The following is a 17,554-nucleotide window of genomic DNA, read 5'->3' as shown; positions in this document are numbered from 1 at the left end:
AAGCGGCGCAAGTTTGGTTACCATCGTCAATATCTATCGACCATCTTGCCGAGGCGAGGATGTTCTTTAAGAAACTTCGCAACATGCTGTTCCGGGGACATCCACTGGAACCCGGCACCACATCCTCGCCCCCCCTGCAGGACTCCCTGCAGGAAAAGCGGTTGCAACTGGCCACCGAAGTGGCGGGGCTGGGGATCTGGGATTACGATATCGAGCACGACCGCCTGCTCTGGGATTCCCAGATGCACACCCTCTACGGCGTCGACCCGAAGGATTTCAAGGGCCGGTTCGAGGATTGGGCGGCCCTGGTGCTCCCCGATGACCTGCCCTCGACCCAGGCCGCTTTCCAGAATCTGATCCAGCAAGACACCCCCTTTGATGTACAGATCCGCGTCCGCCGCCCCCGCGATGGAGACATTCGTACCCTGCGCGGTCTGGCCCGGGTCATCCGCGACCAACAGGGCCGGGCCACCCGGGTGGTGGGGGTCAACGAGGATATATCCCAGCTCAAACAGGCCCAGCAGGCCATCAAGGATCGAGAAGAATGGTTGCAACGACTGGCCGCCCAGAGCCGCACTGTCACCTGGGAGGTGGATGCCCAGGGCCTCTACGTCTATGTCAGTCAGGTGGCAAAAGCCGTCTGGGGCTACGACCCGGAGGAACTGGTGGGCCGGGTCCGGTTCTACGAATTGCACCCGGCAGAGGGTCGCGAAGACTTCAAGGCCCAGGCCTTTCAAGCCTTTGACCGCAGAGAAATACTCCAGGGATACATCAATCCCATGATGCACAAGCAGGGGCACATGCTCTGGATGTCCACCCACGGTTTCCCACTGGTGGATGGACAGGGCATCCTTCTGGGCTATCGGGGCAGCGACCTGGATATCACCGAGGCCACCCATGCCCGACAGGCCCTGGAGAACGAGCGGGAGCGCTTCCGGGGCATTTTCGAAAAAACCGGCAGTGGCGTGGCTGTTTACCAGCCAGTGGATGGGGGACAGGATTTCATCTTCACCGACTACAACCCCACTGCCGAGCGGATGGATCAGACCCGCCGGGAGGACGTGATCGGGCGGCGGGTGACGGCGTGCTTTCCCGGCGTTGAAGCCATGGGGCTGCTGGACGTGTTTCGCCAGGTGGCCCGAACCGGGGAGTCGGTCTATCTGCCCACCGCCTTCTACAATGACGGCCAACTCATGGCCTGGCGGGAAAATACCGTCTTCAGACTATCTTCCGGCGAGGTGGTGGCCGTCTACAATGACCTGACCCACATCAAACAGGCCCAGGAAACCGCCGAGCGGGCCAATCAGGCCAAGAGCCAGTTCCTGGCCAACATGAGCCATGAAATCCGCACCCCCATGAATGCGGTGATCGGGCTGAGCGAACTGTTACTGGACACCCCCCTGACCCACAAGCAGCGGGATTATCTGGGCAAGATCCGGGACTCCTCCCGCATGCTCCTGGGCATCATCAACGACATCCTGGATTACTCCAAGATCGAGGCCGGCAAGCTGGAACTGGACTGTCAGCCATTTCGTATCGAAGATCTGCTCGATCAGATGCGCACCCTGTTTGCCCCGGCAGCCGATGAGGCAGGCATCGAACTGGTCTTTGAACTGAACATCCGGGAACCGGCCATCGTCAAGGGGGATGCCCTGCGTCTGGGACAGGTGCTGACCAATCTGTTGGGTAACGCCATCAAATTTACCGAGCAGGGACAGGTGATGCTGTCCATCCAGGAACTGGACCGTACCACCGACAACCTGAGCCTGCGTTTTCAGGTGATTGACACGGGCATCGGGATCAGCGCCGAACAACAGACCCGACTGTTTCAGCCCTTCTCCCAGGCCGACACCTCCACCACCCGTAAATACGGCGGTACCGGGCTGGGACTGGTCATCTGTCGCAAGCTGCTGGATGGCATGGGCGCCCCCCTGACCCTGGAATCCATACCGGGTGCTGGCAGTACCTTCCGGTTCGAACTGACCCTGCCCCTGGTGCCGGATCAGGATCAGCCAGAAACGTCCCCAGCCCTGCGGCCCGGCGCCCGGGTTCTGGTGGTGGATGATCACGACGCCGCCCGCGCCGTCCTGGTCGATATACTGGAAAAGCAGCATTTCCAGACCTGCCAGGCCAATAGCGGCGAGACCGCCATCGAGGCCATCAAAATGGCAGAACGGGCTGGCACTCCCTTTGAACTGGTCCTCATGGACTGGAAAATGCCCGGTGGCCTGGACGGCATTCAGGCCCTGGACCGGCTGGAGACATTGCGCAGGCAGGGAGAACTGGAACCCAGAGCCTTGCCGGCCCTGATTGTCAGTGCCTACAGCCAGGAGGATCTGGCCCCCTATTCGGATCGCTTCAGCGCCTTTTTGAGCAAGCCGGTCACCCCCCGGACCCTGCTGCAGGCCATGGGGCAAGCCATGACGGCACAGACGGACATGGCCCCAGCCATCAACCGCCACGCGCCTCCGTGTTTTAAAGGGCATACCGTATTGCTGGTGGAGGACAACATCCTCAACCAGGAAGTGGCCAAAGGCATCCTCAACAAGACCGGAGTTCGGGTGATTCTGGCCAATGATGGCCAGGAAGCGGTGGAACGGGCGATGCAACATCCGGTGGATTTGGTGTTGATGGACCTGCAGATGCCGGTCATGGACGGGTTCGAGGCATCCCGCCAGATTCGCAAACAGTATCCCCATCTGCCCATCATCGCCCTGTCGGCGGCGGTGATGGAAGACGACCGGGAACAGGCCCGGGCCGCCGGCATGAACGACCATCTGGCCAAACCCATCGACACCCAGGCCCTGCTGAACACATTGCAGCACTGGCTGGTGCCGACCCATGAGGCCGGGTCCGTTGCCACCCACGTGACCCCGGAACCAGGCCGAACGGCAGCGGAAATGACCCTCAAGGGGTTTGACACGGCGGCCGCACTCAAACGCTTCGGCAATGACCAGGCCCTGTATCAACGGGCTTTGGTACAGTTTGCACAGCAACTGGATGGAGAACTGGCCGTCCTGGAAAAGGTGGATCAGTTGCAGGATGCCACCACGGGGCGCATGCTTCATACCCTCAAGGGGCTGGCGGCCCTGGTGGGCGCCCGGACATTGGCCGAGGCAACCGAATCCCTGGAACACAGATGCCAAAGCCGGTCTTCTCTTTCCCCGGCCGATACCCAAAATTTTCTTGGGGCTCTCAGGCAGGTCCGGGAACAGTTGGCCATTCTGCCCGAGGTGACCCGGATACCAGAGGCCATGCCGTCAGCCGACCCCCAACCCCCAGATGCCCACACTCTGGCGGAAGATATAAAATCCCTGCTACACACCCTCTCCTTGGGCGAACTGGTAGATGACGCACAGCTGCTGCGAGTCAGGGGGTATTTTGAAGCGCAGGTTGATGCCCAAATGACCCGGGAACTGATGGAACGGGTGGATCGTTTCGATCATGAGGGTGCAACAGCCTGTCTGGAACGGCTGGCCAGGGAGGCTGGCATCGATTTTTCATGAGGTTTGGCAGTGCCGGAAAAAAAAGCGACCGTGATGATCGTTGACGATCAACCCACCAACATTCACGCCCTGGCTTCCCTGCTCAAGGTGGACTATCGCATCCTGACCGCCACCAGTGGCGAAAGAGCACTGGTCATGGCCCGGGGCGAATCTCCCCCGGATCTGATCCTGCTGGATATCGTCATGCCCGGCATGGATGGTTACGACACCTGCCGCCGACTCAAGGATGACGAGGCCACCCGATCCATTCCGGTGATCTTCGTTACCGCCCTGGATGATGTGGAGGACGAGGAAAAGGGTTTGAACCTGGGGGCTGCGGATTATATTTCCAAGCCCTTTAGTCCAGCCATTGTTCGCGCCAGGGTCCGCAATCAGGTGACCCTCAAGCTCAAGACCGACATGCTGGAAAAAATTTCCCTTCAGGATGGCCTGACGGAAATCCCCAACCGGCGCAAGTTTGATCAAAAACTTGCCGAAGAATGGGGCCGGGCACGGCGGGATGGTCAGCCCCTGTCACTGTTGATGATCGACATTGACCAGTTCAAGCCCTATAACGACCACTACGGCCACGGCGCCGGAGATGAATGTCTCAAGCGGGTGGCGCAGGCCATGGCCCAGACCCTGTCCAGGACTTCCGATCTGCTGGCCCGTTACGGCGGCGAGGAATTCGTGGCCCTGTTACCGGGCACCGACGAGACAGGTTGCCGGCATCTGGCCGAGTCCCTGCTTGAAGCGGTCCGATCCCTTCAGCTTCCCCATGGGTTATCCGATGTGGCCCCCCATGTGACCGTGAGCATCGGCGGGGCCACCCATTCGGCACGGACCCCGAAAACCAACCCGGAAACCCTGAAAAAATCCGCCGACGACGCCCTCTACCTGGCCAAGCAGGCGGGACGCAACCGGTACCACCACGAATCCGGCTACGCCTCGCCAATCACTGACTGATCCCATGCTCCCGGGTGGCACTGAAGGTCACCTCCGGCCATTTCTCCATAGCCATCTGCAGATTCACCCGGGTGGGCGCGATGTATACCAGATCACCGCCATGGTCGATGGCCAGGTTGGCGGCAGCCTTGTCCTTGAACTGCTCCAGCTTGCGCTCGTCCTCGCAGGTGACCCAGCGGGCGGTCTGCACCGAAACCGTCTCGAAAGCGGCGTCCACGTTGTATTCGGATTTCAGACGATGGGCCACCACATCGAACTGCAATATACCCACCGCACCGAGGATCAGGTCATTGTTGGTCAGTGGCCGGAATAACTGGGTTGCCCCCTCCTCACAGAGCTGCTGTAGCCCCTTGTGCAACTGTTTCATTTTCAGGGGGTCGCGCAACTGGGCGCGTCGGAACAATTCCGGGGCGAAGTTGGGAATCCCGGTGAAGGCCAGGGCCTCGCCCTGGGTGAAGGTATCACCGATACGGATGGTGCCGTGGTTATGCAAGCCGATGATATCCCCTGGGTAGGCTTCTTCCAGATGCTCCCGGTCCGAGGCCAGAAAAGTCAGGGCATCGGAGATGCGCACATCCCGCTGGATACGCACATGGTTGAGCTTCATGCCTTTGGTGAAGGTGCCCGAGCAGATGCGCAAAAAAGCAATCCGGTCCCGGTGCTGGGGGTCCATGTTCGCCTGGATCTTGAACACGAAACCGGAAAAGGTCTCCTCCTCCGGGGACACCTTCCGGATCTCGGTGGGGCGAGGTTGGGGCGGGGGGGCGTGCTCGACAAAGTCATCCAGCAGCTCCTGGATGCCGAAGTTGTTGATGGCTGAACCAAAAAATACCGGCGTCTGCCGCCCGGCCAGGTACTCGTCCTTGTCAAACTGATGGGACGCCCCCATGACCAGTTCCAGCTCCTCCCGCAGTTCCTCTGCCTGACTGCCCAACACTTCGTCCAGACGGGGATTGTCCAGACCCTGGATGGTCTCCCCCTGCTGAATCTTGCCGCCGTGGGTGGGCGAGAACAGATGCACCACATCCCGTTTGAGATGGTAAACCCCCTTGAAACGCTTGCCCATGCCGATGGGCCAGGTCACCGGGGCACATTGGATCTTGAGCACATCCTCCACTTCATCCAGCAGTTCGATGGGCTCGCGGCCTTCCCGGTCCAGCTTGTTGATGAAGGTCATGATGGGGGTATCCCGCAGGCGACACACCTCCATCAGCTTGATGGTGCGTTCCTCCACCCCCTTGGCCACGTCGATGACCATCAGGGCCGAGTCCACCGCGGTGAGGGTGCGATAGGTGTCCTCGGAGAAGTCCTGGTGACCGGGGGTATCCAGCAGGTTGACGATACGGTCCTTGTAGGGGAACTGCATCACCGAGGAGGTCACGGAAATGCCCCGCTGCTTTTCCAGTTCCATCCAGTCCGAGGTGGCGTGCCGGGCTGCCTTGCGGCCCTTGACGGTCCCCGCCAACTGGATAGCACCCCCGAACAGCAGCAGCTTTTCGGTCACCGTGGTCTTGCCCGCATCCGGGTGGGAAATGATGGCAAAGGTACGGCGGCGGGCGGTTTCAGTGGCGTATCTGGAGGGCATGGGCGGCACGGCCTGTGGGTAAAACCGGCCATTCTACGACAGATGGCAGGATGGCCCAAGGATTGCGGGCATCACTGTCCAGGGGGTCCGCTGCGCTCCCGGATGGCCTGACGTTCTTCCGGGGTCATCTGCAACCAACGCTCCCGGAGTCGTTCCCGTTCTTGCGGGGGCAACCGCTGGAAATGTTCCAGCCGTTTTTGATGCTGGCCCCGTGCCTCCTCGGGCAAGGTTTGCAGCGCCCTGCGCTGCTCCCGCAATTGTCGCCGTTCCTCTGGAGAAAGTGACTCAAGGCGCTGCAGATTACCGCTGAAGCGGTCACGCTGTTCGGGCGTCATCTCCTGCCAGCGTTCGGCAATGTGCAACAGATGCTGTCGCCGCTGTGGCGGCATGGTATCCCAGCGTTCTGCCAATGGTGCCAGCACGGCCCGCTCACTACGGCCAAGCTGTGACCAGTCCGGCGCAGACTCAGCCGAAGTGGCCGACACCCAGACCGGCAGCCCCAGCAGCAGACATAGCATAAAAACAGGCAGGTACCGATTCATCCCGACTCCTCCATCACCCATTGCAAAAATGCCGGATCATCCACCCAGAACCCCTCATCCAGCACCCATTCGATGTCCTCCAGCTCCGCCAAAGCCACCGGCAAGGGCGGGTGGTGCATGGTCCCCGGATTGAGCACCATCACCACCGCCAGTGTTACCGAAGCCGCTACCGCCAGCCCCCCCACGGGCCGCCATGATCCCCCTCTGCCGGTGTCTGTCATCCACCGGGGCCAGCCCCTGGCCCTGGTGGCCCTGGCAAAGGCTTCCTGGCGGGCACGGTGCAGTCGTCTTTCCTCCTGGGGTGACAGATCGGTCTGACGGTCAAGGGTCTGCCGGACCCGAGCCAGCCAGGGTGCCGCCTTGTGGTCTTCAGAACTCATGATAAGCCTCCAGATGCTGTCGCAGACTCTGCAGGGCACGGTGCAGATGGGTTTTAACACTGCCTTCGCTGATATTCAGGGCTGCCGCCGTGGCGGCGGTATCCAGTCCCTCCCAATGGCGCAGTAAAAAGGCTTGCTGCTGTCGCAGGGGCAGTTGTCTCAGGGCCGATTCCAGGTCCACGGCAAACCGGCCATCCTCCAGTGACTGATCCGGGCCGGGGGTGAAGGTATCCGGCAAGGTGAGCATCGGGTCTTCCTGGGACTCATCCCCCAGACCCAGCACCGCCATCACCCGCTGCCGCACCCGGCGACGCCGGTACACATCCCGGATCCGGGTCTGCAGGATGCGCCAGAACAGCGGCTCCCAGGCCGCGGCGGGCCGATCCCGATAACGGCTGATGAGGGCAGTCAGGGTGTCCTGCACCACATCCAGCGCCGCCTCCCGATCCCCCAGGGCCAGGGCTGCCATACGCACTCCCCGTCCCTGCACCTGGCAGAGAAACTGCTCCAGGGACGGGGGAGAAGCGGCGACGGATGACGGCGATGGGGCCGGTGCCCCATCGTGATGCGCCATCCACCAGGTCAGTGTGGGCATCATGGATTGCTCCGGTGATCAACCAGGATAAAAAGGCAGATGCCCTTAATCACGCCGCTGGTCACCCATGCCACCCCTTTCACCACGGCCTCCCATCTCGCCGCGGCCCCCCGAAGTCATGTTCCCCCCATGACCACGGCGCTCCTCCCTCTCGGCCCGTCGGGTTTCCCGTTCCTCGTCGGTCATTCGGGGGCGGTCTCCAGCACCACGACCCTCCTGCTGAAGCCGTCCTTCCCTGGGGCGATCGTTGTTGGCTGCAAGCTGCTGTCCCCGCCGCGCCTCACGGGCCGCCTGTATCCCGTCCCGACAGGCTTCAAAGGCTTCGCCACTCAGATCCCGGCATACCTGCCGGGGGCCGTCCCGTTCCAGGGTGCCCGGCCCTGCGGCCAAGGCGCCCAGGGACAGGGTCAGCGCCACGGCCCCCGTCAACAGGGCCGCTGTCGGACCTGACACACGACGGTAACAGGATGATGAATATACAGGCATGATGTCTCTCCAGTTGATTGTGGGTTGAATCCACTATTCAGCCCTTACCCTGCAATACGTTCATACCGGCCATCGGTTGACGCGGAAAATATCCACATTGGCGCGGATTATTTCTGTACCTGGGTACGGGAGTTGATAAAATCCTGCTCCGTCATCCCTCGTTCATCCTCACCAGCGAAGAAGGCACCATGCCTGAAGAGACACCTCCTCAACCCATCGCCTATCTGGTCGATGCCATCCAGGAGGGGGATATCGAGCAGGTTCAGCACCTGATGGCCGAAGCCCAGCAGGAACTGGAACAGCAAAACCGGGAGCTCAGAGAAGCCCAGGTGATCAACCAGCGTCTGCTGGACACCTACAGCGCCTTTTTCGGCGCTTTGCCCATGGCAGCCCTGGTGGTGGATCGCCACGGCCTGATCATCGAAACCAATCAGATGGCCGAAGCCTGTTTTGGCCTGCAGATGCAGCCCTGCCGGCATTATTTACTCCGCCGTCTGGTCCATCCGGCGGCAGAAATCCGGCTCAACCAGGCGCTATTACAGGCAGAACATCAGGGCCATGCCCACATCTACCAGATTCAGTTGCGGTCTGCCCGCCATGAAGACGCCTACTTCCCCGCTGAACTGCACATTGCCCGGCTACCGGGACGGGAAAACCGGCCCTGTGAGTTTTCTTGCGCCGTGGTGGACCTCACCGAGCGAATGCGCCACGAAGCCGCCTTGCAGACCGCCCATGAACAACTCAAGGAACGGGAAACCTGCTACCGCATCGCAGCCGATTATTCTCCCGACTGGGATTACTGGTATGGGACGGACGGTCAATATGTCTATGTCTCCCCTGGCTGCAAGGAGATCAGTGGCTACCCGCCCCAGGCGTTCAAGGAAGACCCGGAACTGATGCTGCGCCTGCTGATTCCAGAGGACAGGGACCGCTGGCAGCACCATCTGAATGACATCGATCAGGGCTGTGCAGCCACCCATGTCACCATGGTGTTCACCCTGCGGCGCCCCGACGGACAGTTACGGCACATCGAACACCAATGTCAGGCCATCGTCGATGAGCGAGGCGTTTATCTGGGCCGGCGGGGGGTCAATCGGGACATTACCGCCCGCAAGCAGGCCCAGGACCAGTTGGCTCAGGTCACACGGCTGTATCGCACCCGCACCGAAGTCAATCAGGCCATCACCCGGCTGGAAGATGACACCCCTTTGCTACACACCACTGCCCGCATCGCCGTTGAACAGGGAGGGTTTAGAGCCTGCCTGTTCATCGATCCACCGGCCCCGGGCAAGACACCAAAAATCCGGGTCCATCATGGCCTGGCCCCCAATCCACGGGCAGCGATTCCCCTGGACACCCTCTGGGAAACCTTGCGAGAACGGCCCTGGACCGTCATTCACGGGCACCCTCTGATTCAGGAAGACTGTGCCGCCCCCTCGGTCCCCAGGGCATGGCGACATTGGAGCGCACAGGAAGGCATCACCAGCGCCGGACATTTTCCCCTGTTCGTCGGCGATGAATTGATGGCCATGGTCAGCTTCCTGGCTACCGACCCCCACCACTTTACCCCCCAGGTGGTGGACCTGCTCAAAGGCGTGATGGCAGATCTTTCCAATGCCCTGCACCACATGGGGCGGGAACGCCAGCGCAAGGCCAGGGAAGCGGAATTTCAAAGACAGCAAACCGAAGCCCGGACCTTTACCCAGGCCATTATCGACTCATTGCAGGCCAATATCTGCGTCCTTGACAGCACCGGCACCATTATTGCGGTCAATCGCTCCTGGATACATTTTGCCCACGCCGACAAGGCCCCAAAAGAACGGGTGTCACAGGGCATGAACTACCTGGAGATCTGTGACCGGGCCGCCGCCCAGGGACATGTGGAGGCCCAGCGGATCGCTGCAGGTATGCGCCGGGTCATGAGCGGCGCACTGAACCTCTACGAGGACGAGTATCATCTTGACTCTGCCACCTACATGATCCGCGTCACACCTTTGACCCATGACACCGGACAGCAGCGGCGGCTGGTGATCAGTCACCTGGATATCACCGAACTCAAGCGGAACGAAATTGCCCTGCGGGATGCCAAGGAGGAAGCGGAACGGGCCAGCCAGGCCAAATCCGAATTTCTCTCCAGCATGAGTCACGAACTGCGCACCCCCATGAATGCGGTGCTGGGGTTTGCCCAGTTGCTGGAAATTGACCCGGCCCTGACCCAGGAGCAACAGGAACAGGTGCAGGAAATCCTTCGGGGTGGCCGGCATCTGCTGGGATTGATCAATCAGGTGCTGGATCTGGCCGCGGTGGAATCGGGACGTATTGAACTGTCCCTGGAGAACGTGCCCCTGGAGGCCATCATGGATGAATGTATTACCCTGGTGCGTCCCCTGGCCAGGGAACGGCAGATCCAGATTCAACAGGACTGCCCCCCGGACTGCGTGGCCCTGGCCGATCCCCTGCGCCTCAAACAGATTGTGATCAATCTGCTCTCCAATGGCATCAAGTACAACCGCAGTCAGGGCCTGCTGGAAATTCGGGCCACGGTATCACCCAATGGGCATCAGGTCATGGTCACGGTGAAAGACACCGGTCAGGGTATTGCCCCGGAACGCATGAAGGAGCTGTTTCAGCCCTTCAACCGGCTGGATGCCAACCCGCTGGAAACCGAGGGGACCGGGATCGGACTGGCCATTTCCCGGCGACTGGTGGAAACCATGGACGGCACCATTGAAGTGAAAAGCGAACCGGGACAGGGCAGCACCTTCATGGTCCATCTGCCCAGAGGCACCATCCTCCCAGACGACGAGGCATCCGGCCCGGCAACGGCCAGCGACAGTCAAGATCCCCTCACCCAGGCCGCACACACCATCTTGCACATCGACGATAATCCGGCCAACATCCGTCTGGTGGCCCAGATGCTGCGTCACCACGGCCAATTGCAGTTACTCAATTCCCCCAATCCCCGACTGGGACTTGAACTGGCCAGTGCCCATCAACCGGATCTGATCCTGCTGGACATCAACATGCCGGAACTGGACGGCTATCAGGTACTCAGGCAGTTGCGGGCCAATCCCCATACCACCAGAATCCCGGTGATTGCCGTGACCGCCTTTGCCACCGAACGGGATATGGCACGAGGCCGGGCGGCAGGCTTTGATGCCTACCTGACCAAGCCCCTGGATATTCCCCTGTTCCTGCAAACGGTGGATGTGCTGCTGGATGATCAGGTGGACCATCGGCCTGCACCTCAATCGGAGGATACCCCGCGGCGCTGACCGAACGTGGCCAATACCTCGTCGAGGACTTCCGTGCGGAAGGGTTTTTCCACATAGGTGCAAAAACCCCGCTCCAGGGCCTCGGTGACCCGTAACTCTCCCGCGTCGGCACTCACCGCCACCACCGGAATTCCCGCAGTGCGCCGGTCGGCCCGCAACTGTCCCAGCACCTCGAAACCATGCAGGTCCGGCAGGTTCAAATCCAGCAGGATCAGCCCCGGCAATTCAGTCCGGGCCAGTTCCAGTCCGGCGGTTCCGGTTTCCGCTTCCAGCAGGTGTACGCCGGTATGATCTGCCAGCAGCCGACGCACCAGCCGCAGGTTGGCGGGATTGTCCTCCACATACAAAATCCGCAACTGCCGGGGCTGGCCGGCGGCAATGCCCCCTGACATCCCCGGATCAGAGACATGGATCTTGTCAGTACATGCCAGCGCTTCATCGCTGGTCTGCTGGCTGTCCTCAGGCAGGTCCAGGGTAAAGAGACTGCCCTGCTCCGGTGTACTCTCCACCCGAATATCCCCGGCCATCATCTCCACCAGACGGCGGGACAGGGATAACCCGATGCCGATGCCGTCCTCATTGCAGACATGGCGACTCAACCGCACAAAGGGATGAAACAGGTTGGCCAGCTGTTCCTCGTCCATACCCAGGCCATCATCGGCCACCTGGATCAAGACCCGCCCCCCCTGGGCGCTGGCACTCAGGGTCACCGTGCCCTGGGGCCGGTTGTACTTGATGGCATTGGAGATGAGATTGATCAGCACCTGACGCAATCGGGTGGGGTCCGCCCAGACCCGGCAGGTGGAGGTTGCCGTCTCCTCCGTCAGGGTCACGGTCACCCCCTTGTCCTGGGCGGCCTGACGCAGGGTGGTGATACATTCCTGCAGCACATCCACGACAACAACACCATGTAGCTGCACATTCAGGCGCCCGCTTTCCAGCATGGACAGGTCCAAAATATCATTGATCAGGGCCAGTAGATGCCAGCCGGCCCGGAGGATTTCCTGTACCGCTTCGGTCAGATCCGGGTCATCGGCACATTCATGTTCCAGAATCTGGCTAAACCCCAAAATGGCATTGAGGGGCGTGCGCAACTCGTGGCTCATGTGGGAAAGAAACTCGTTCTTGGCCCGGTTGGCCTGCTCGGCCTGATCCCTGGCCAGGGCCAGACGACATTCGTCACCTTTGCGCTGGGTGATATCCAGGGCCTTCATACAGGCGGCATAGGCCAGCCCCTTTTCATCCCTCAAGGCAAAATGCTGAGCCAGCAACACCACCGTCCCCGATTCCAGGACCAGATGGTGTTCCCGTTCCAGCACATCGTCCCGGCACATGGCTTCATGATCCGCCTGCCGGAACAACCGGGTGATTTCCGGGGGCAGGCATTCCTCATCCACATGACTGATCACCTGCTCGGATGTCAGTCCCAGGCCACCGAGGAAGCGCTGGCTGACCATCTTATAGGCGCCGGCCCGATCTTTTACATAGGCCCACAGGGGTGATTTATCGAGAATTTGCCGCAACCGGGACTCACTTTCCCGCAATGCCCGGTGGGCCACCAGAATCTCGGCATTATCCCAGAAGGTCACGACCGCGCCGCTATGACGGCCCGCCTTGTCGGTGAAGGGCTGTACCCGCATCAGGTGTTCCGAAGGCAGGCTGATCTGGGTCTGCACCGGCTGGCCTGTGTCCAGAACCCGCTGCACATGCTCGATCAATTCGGGCAAACAACGCAGCCCTTCAATGGCCATCAGGGGACGGGACAGATCCCCATCAGTGACCCCAAACAAGCTGGTGGACCTAGGATTGATCAAGGAGATGCACAAATTGCAATCCACCACCAACAGGGCATAAGGCAAACTGTCCTTGACGTTACGCAAGGTGGTGTTGAGTGTGGCCAGTTCCTCGGTTTTGCCCTGCAGCTCCTGATTGACCGTGAATAATTCTTCGTTGGTCGCCTGCAGTTCTTCGTTGGAGGTTTCCAGTTCCTCGTTAGCCGACTGCAGTTCCTCGTTGGTGGATTGCAGTTCCTCGTTGGCTGACTGTAATTCCTCGTTGGTGGTTTCCAGTTCTTCCACCACGGTCTGCAGATGCTCCCGGGTGGCGATCAGTTCGTGCTCCAGGGCCTGTACCGCATCGGCATCCTGTGGTACCTGCAGGATATCGTCCTGATCCAGTGTGATCTCCTGTTCCCCGGATACGGACTCAAACATCACCAAAAACAGGTCTTCGTCATCCTGGGCCAGCAAAGGCCGCACCGCCAGGCGTATGGGCTTGAGATCACCATCCTCGTCGTCCAGACGTACCCGATGCCCCATGGCAGCGGCGCCGGTACGCTTGGCCCGGGCCACCAGCGCCCGCAAATCCAGGGCCAGGGGCCGGGGTAACAGTTCCTGGGCGTTGAGACTGGTCTGCCCGGCCCCATGACTGAGAAATTCCCCCGCATTGCCCATGATCCGGCGAATATCCAGTTGCTCATCCACCACCAACCCCGGTGGGACATAGGCCTCCAGTATCGCATCCAGAATCCGCTGCAATTCACGGCTGGCGGCTCCGGCTCGCCCTCGACCCACGGCATTGGCGGTGATACCTGAGTGACTGCGTCCGGAGGCGATATAGCGGGATTCTCCCGGTTCCCGCCGGTACAGACGGGCCAGCTTGGACACTGGAGTAAACAGGCGGGATCGGCCACTGGGGGTTTCAGAACGCCCCAAAAACAGCAGTCCCCCCACCCGCAAGGCGTAGTGAAAGCTCTCAAATACCCGATCCTGCATGGGAGATTTGAGATAAATGAGCAGGTTGCGACAACTGACCAGATCCAGATGTAAAAAAGGCGGATCTTTCATCAGGTCGTGCCGGGCAAACACAATGGAATCCCGCAGCACCTGACTGACCCGGAACTGTTCCCGGCTACGGGTGAAATAGCGTTGCAACCAGCCGGGGTCCAGCACTTCCAGGGCACCAGCGGAATATAACCCGCGCCGGGCCTGGGCCAGGGCATCCAGGTCCACATCGGTGGCATAGATTTGCAGTTTGAGATCCTGGGCACTGCTGCGCAAAGCCTCATGGATCAAAATGCCAATAGAGTAGGCTTCCTCACCGGTGGCACAGCCGGGCACCCAGATGCGCAAGGGTTCACCCGCTGGTTTTTTTCTCACCAATTCATTGAGCGCCTGGCCCAACCCCTTGAAAGCAGCCTCGTCCCGGAAAAAACTGGTGACCAGGATATGTAATTCTCGCACCAGCGCCTCGGGTTCATCGGGATGATCGTGCAGATATTCCAGATATTGGGACAAGGTCTCACAACCGCCGTGGGCCAGACGCCGCTGCAGACGGCGCAGCATGGTGGCCTCCTTGTACTGACTGATATCCACCCCGGTGCGGTTTCTCACCAACCGCAAGATGCGATCCAGTTCACCTGGGTCCCCCAGATCCTCCGGGCGTGGCGTCTGCTCTGTGGGCAGCAGACGGTCGGTATGGGCCAGGGCGGCGGCAATTTCCTCCGGCGTCAGGATGGCATCCACCAGCCCGGTGGCCACCGCCGCCTGGGGCATTCCCGGATATTTGGCGCTGGCCTCGTCCTGGGCAAACACCCGGCCGCCGGCCTGCTTGATGGCGGTAATGCCATCGGCGCCGTCAGAACCGGTGCCGGACAGGATCACCCCCACGGCATGATCTCCCAGTTCCAGGGCCAGGGAGCGAAATAACAGGTCTACGGAAGGCTTGGGAATGCCTCGGGTGCTGGCCTGTCGCAGCCGCAGACAGCCGTCCTCAAACAGCACATTGAAGGCTGCCGGGGTGATATACAGGGTGTCGGGCTGAGGCCGGGTATCATCGGTCAGGGAAATCACCGGCAAGCGGGTTTCCCTGGACAGAATCTCCGTCAGCATACTTTGGTAATCCGGTGACAGGTGCTGGGCCACCACGTAGGCCTGTCCGGTCTGGTCCGACAGGGTGCGCACCAGCCGGCTCAGGGCCTCGATACCCCCCGCCGAAGCACCGATGCCCACCAGAGTCCGGGCCGATTGATCTTTACGTTCCATGACAGACGGGCAACCTCTCTACGATGAACGCTGATCCTATAGCCTTCACTGCCGCTTTCCAAGCCAGCAGCACCTAAAGCGTCCGCGCCATCAGCAGGGCATCCTCCCGACCCTCTCTGGCTGGATAATAGCGTTTGCGTACACCCACCTCGTTAAAGTCCAGGGAACGATAAAGGGCGATGGCGGCCTCATTGGAAGGGCGCACTTCCAGAAAAGCGATCTGGGCATTCCGTGCCTTGGCAATCTCCAGCAGGGCCTGCAGCAGATGACGCCCCAACCCCTGGCCCTGGCGTTCGGGGCGGATGGTCAGATTGAGCAGATGACATTCCCCCACCGCCACGGACATCACCCCGTAACCCATCAACTCGTCGAGATGAGCCGTGGTGAGCACCCAGCAGGCATGTCCCACCCGCAGGCAGTCGCGAAAAATGCCCTCGGACCAGTAAAACTCATAGGCCCTGGGTTCGATGTCCATGACGGTGTCCAGGTCTTGAACCCGCATGGGGCGTAACTGCAATGACGTCATGGTGGTGGTCACTGTGGACATGGGAAACTATCCGTTCCGCAACTATAAGGATCAGGTACACTATGCCAAAAAAATCAGTTCGTTGGCGACAGGCTATCCGATGCCACCTGAATAGTTACCAAAGAACATCCTCAAAGCAGGCAAGGCCATTCTGGCCGGAGCCGAACGTTGACCTATTCGCCTCCTAAACGGCTGACTGTGCACTGCGGATTTCAATCACGGGCGTCAGGCACTCCTACAAGCTCAAGCCGCCGTGGTCATAGTGCTGGCCGGCCTTGAAGCTGCAGACACCAGGCGCCATGGCGATACTGACGGCACTGTTCCAGTACCAGCCCACTTGCTGATAGCCCGTATCCACAGAGTCCTTGATGACCGCGCAACGGCTCCAACGGGTTTCGGTCAGGTGCTTGGGCAAATCCACTTTCGACATCGGCCGGGGGGTGAGTACCCAGCCGTGATCGGTGACAATGCGGATCTTCCGCCAGCCGGCGGCCATCAGTTCCTCGCTTCGCTCGACCACCTCATCCAGCAAGGTATCGATGCGAGCAGCCAGTTTCAGACCTTTAACATGGCCTTCCTTGTCGATATCGCCACTTTGCAGCCAGGCATTCGACGAAGGATCACCGGCATCACCTTCTTCCAGGTATTGCCAGCCTTTCTCGTGCAGCAGCCTGCGAAGATGGTGGGCGGAAAAGTCCTTGTCACCATCCGCAAGGCTCGGTTCAAAATCCCGATCCGTCACTCGCCCGGTCAAGCGATCATGCACGGGCGTTACCGCCGCCTTGGCCGTCGCCGTCACGGAAGGCAATGCCGCCCAGCTCGACCCAAGCTGGATGTCGCCCAGGCCTTGCAGCTTCTCGCTCAAGCGCTGGGCCGTATCAAAGCGCAGGCCATCGACAAAAAATACCGCCTCACCCGCCATGGCATAATCCGCCGTGGCTTCGTTGGCACGACCCAGGCCCGGATAGCCCTTGCTGCGCACCAGGTTCTGAAAGTTGCGTGTGATGCCATCCAGCCAAGGGGTATAGATCAAATCCAGAAGGCCTTGCACCAAACCCTGTTGCCCAGAAGTCAGCGGATAGGCCAATGCGCGCAGAGCGTGATCATCCGCACGCCAATAGTGGTCCCGATACTGGCTCGCCATCTCCTCGGGATCAGTACCGGAGAACGTGGTTGACGTGGCTTTGGCGACCTCGGCCAGATGCTGCAGCACGCCCGCCAGGGGCGCCATGCCCAGGGCATGCCATACCCAGTCACGGCGCTCCGCATGGTGGCTCTCAAGGTGTGTGATACCCAAGCGGACCTTGGCCGGATCAAGCTGCAGCAGCCCGTTCAGCAAAAACCCGCGTGAACCCTCGCCCACTCGGGCGGGGATGTAAGCGGGGGCCGCGCAAGCGGCCCTATTTTTGTGTCTTCTGCCCCTGAGCATAGGCTTTCAACGTTTCGATAGTCACCCCGCGCTACAAGCGAAATACGATCTCGACCACAGCGCGGCGCTCTTGCTCAAGCGCGGAATATGGGGATTCAAGAACCGCACCTTCGGTGATTCGCTCTCCGTTGATAGCGCCCGGGTTTGGGCGAGCAACTGGAGTCCTGGTTGAGCAGTCCCAACCGGAGGCGCTCAGTCCGTTCCAGCAAGATCGCCTTGACCCGCTTGAACGGAGTGAACCG

The 17,554-nt window shown here is 60.6% G+C and carries 11 protein-coding genes and 1 pseudogene; 3 read left to right on the top strand and 9 right to left on the bottom strand.

The genetic code is table 11. The annotated features are described in order from the left end of the window. Positions 1-59 precede the first annotated feature (59 nt). Together BMX62_RS11160 and BMX62_RS11155 are read left to right on the top strand one after the other, a co-directional pair. Entirely contained in the window at positions 60-3,506 is a 3,447-nt protein-coding gene (locus BMX62_RS11160; protein WP_090208897.1) for a PAS domain-containing hybrid sensor histidine kinase/response regulator, read from the top strand. A 33-nt stretch (positions 3,507-3,539) separates the two neighbouring features. Next, entirely contained in the window at positions 3,540-4,451 is a 912-nt protein-coding gene (locus tag BMX62_RS11155) for a diguanylate cyclase domain-containing protein (protein WP_238375975.1), read from the top strand. Here BMX62_RS11155 and BMX62_RS11150 read toward each other — a convergent pair. The 5 genes from BMX62_RS11150 to BMX62_RS11130 all read right to left on the bottom strand — a co-directional run bounded on the left by BMX62_RS11150 (position 4,441) and on the right by BMX62_RS11130 (position 8,039). Next, the gene (locus BMX62_RS11150; protein WP_090208888.1) at positions 4,441-6,036 is read right to left on the bottom strand and encodes a peptide chain release factor 3; all 1,596 of its coding nucleotides are present in this window, start codon (positions 6,034-6,036) and stop codon (positions 4,441-4,443) included. The two genes, BMX62_RS11155 and BMX62_RS11150, sit on opposite strands and share 11 nt — an antisense overlap. 71 nt (positions 6,037-6,107) lie before the next feature. Continuing rightward, positions 6,108-6,578, bottom strand: a complete 471-nt coding sequence (locus BMX62_RS11145) for a DUF3106 domain-containing protein (RefSeq protein WP_162273541.1) — start codon at positions 6,576-6,578, stop codon at positions 6,108-6,110. Beyond that, positions 6,575-6,958: a hypothetical protein gene (locus BMX62_RS11140; RefSeq protein ID WP_090208882.1), complete on the bottom strand. Its 384-nt coding sequence runs from the start codon at positions 6,956-6,958 to the stop codon at positions 6,575-6,577. The genes BMX62_RS11145 and BMX62_RS11140 overlap by 4 nt, the downstream gene beginning before the upstream one ends. Continuing rightward, complete coding sequence (locus BMX62_RS11135; RefSeq protein ID WP_238375974.1) at positions 6,948-7,556, bottom strand: RNA polymerase sigma factor; 609 nt, start codon at positions 7,554-7,556, stop codon at positions 6,948-6,950. Before BMX62_RS11135 ends, BMX62_RS11140 begins: the two co-directional genes overlap by 11 nt. A gap of 42 nt (positions 7,557-7,598) precedes the next feature. Further along, a complete protein-coding gene (locus BMX62_RS11130; protein WP_090208878.1) occupies positions 7,599-8,039 on the bottom strand; it encodes a hypothetical protein in 441 nt (146 codons plus the stop codon). Between the two features lie 188 nt (positions 8,040-8,227). Between BMX62_RS11130 and BMX62_RS11125 the strand changes: the two genes are divergently transcribed. Next, a complete protein-coding gene (locus BMX62_RS11125) occupies positions 8,228-11,314 on the top strand; it encodes an ATP-binding protein (protein WP_090208874.1) in 3,087 nt (1,028 codons plus the stop codon). Here BMX62_RS11125 and BMX62_RS11120 read toward each other — a convergent pair. The 4 genes and pseudogenes from BMX62_RS11120 to BMX62_RS13415 all read right to left on the bottom strand — a co-directional run. Then, on the bottom strand, positions 11,287-15,357 hold the full coding sequence (locus tag BMX62_RS11120) for a chemotaxis protein CheB (RefSeq protein ID WP_090208871.1): 4,071 nt from the start codon (positions 15,355-15,357) through the stop codon (positions 11,287-11,289). The two genes, BMX62_RS11125 and BMX62_RS11120, sit on opposite strands and share 28 nt — an antisense overlap. A gap of 73 nt (positions 15,358-15,430) precedes the next feature. Continuing rightward, entirely contained in the window at positions 15,431-15,904 is a 474-nt protein-coding gene (gene rimI, locus BMX62_RS11115) for a ribosomal protein S18-alanine N-acetyltransferase (RefSeq protein WP_090208868.1), read from the bottom strand. Between the two features lie 214 nt (positions 15,905-16,118). Next, on the bottom strand, positions 16,119-17,222 hold the full coding sequence (gene pglZ, locus BMX62_RS11110; RefSeq protein WP_090208865.1) for a BREX-1 system phosphatase PglZ type B: 1,104 nt from the start codon (positions 17,220-17,222) through the stop codon (positions 16,119-16,121). 61 nt (positions 17,223-17,283) lie between these two features. Continuing rightward, positions 17,284-17,429 (bottom strand): annotated as a pseudogene (locus BMX62_RS13415) (IS200/IS605 family transposase); the annotation flags it as partial. Positions 17,430-17,554: the final 125 nt, after the last annotated feature.

Source organism: Ectothiorhodospira magna (assembly GCF_900110965.1).
GTDB classification, from domain to species: domain Bacteria; phylum Pseudomonadota; class Gammaproteobacteria; order Ectothiorhodospirales; family Ectothiorhodospiraceae; genus Ectothiorhodospira; species Ectothiorhodospira magna.
The sequence above is the reverse complement of the archived record's forward strand: the minus strand, read 5'-3'. Positions and strand labels throughout refer to the sequence as shown.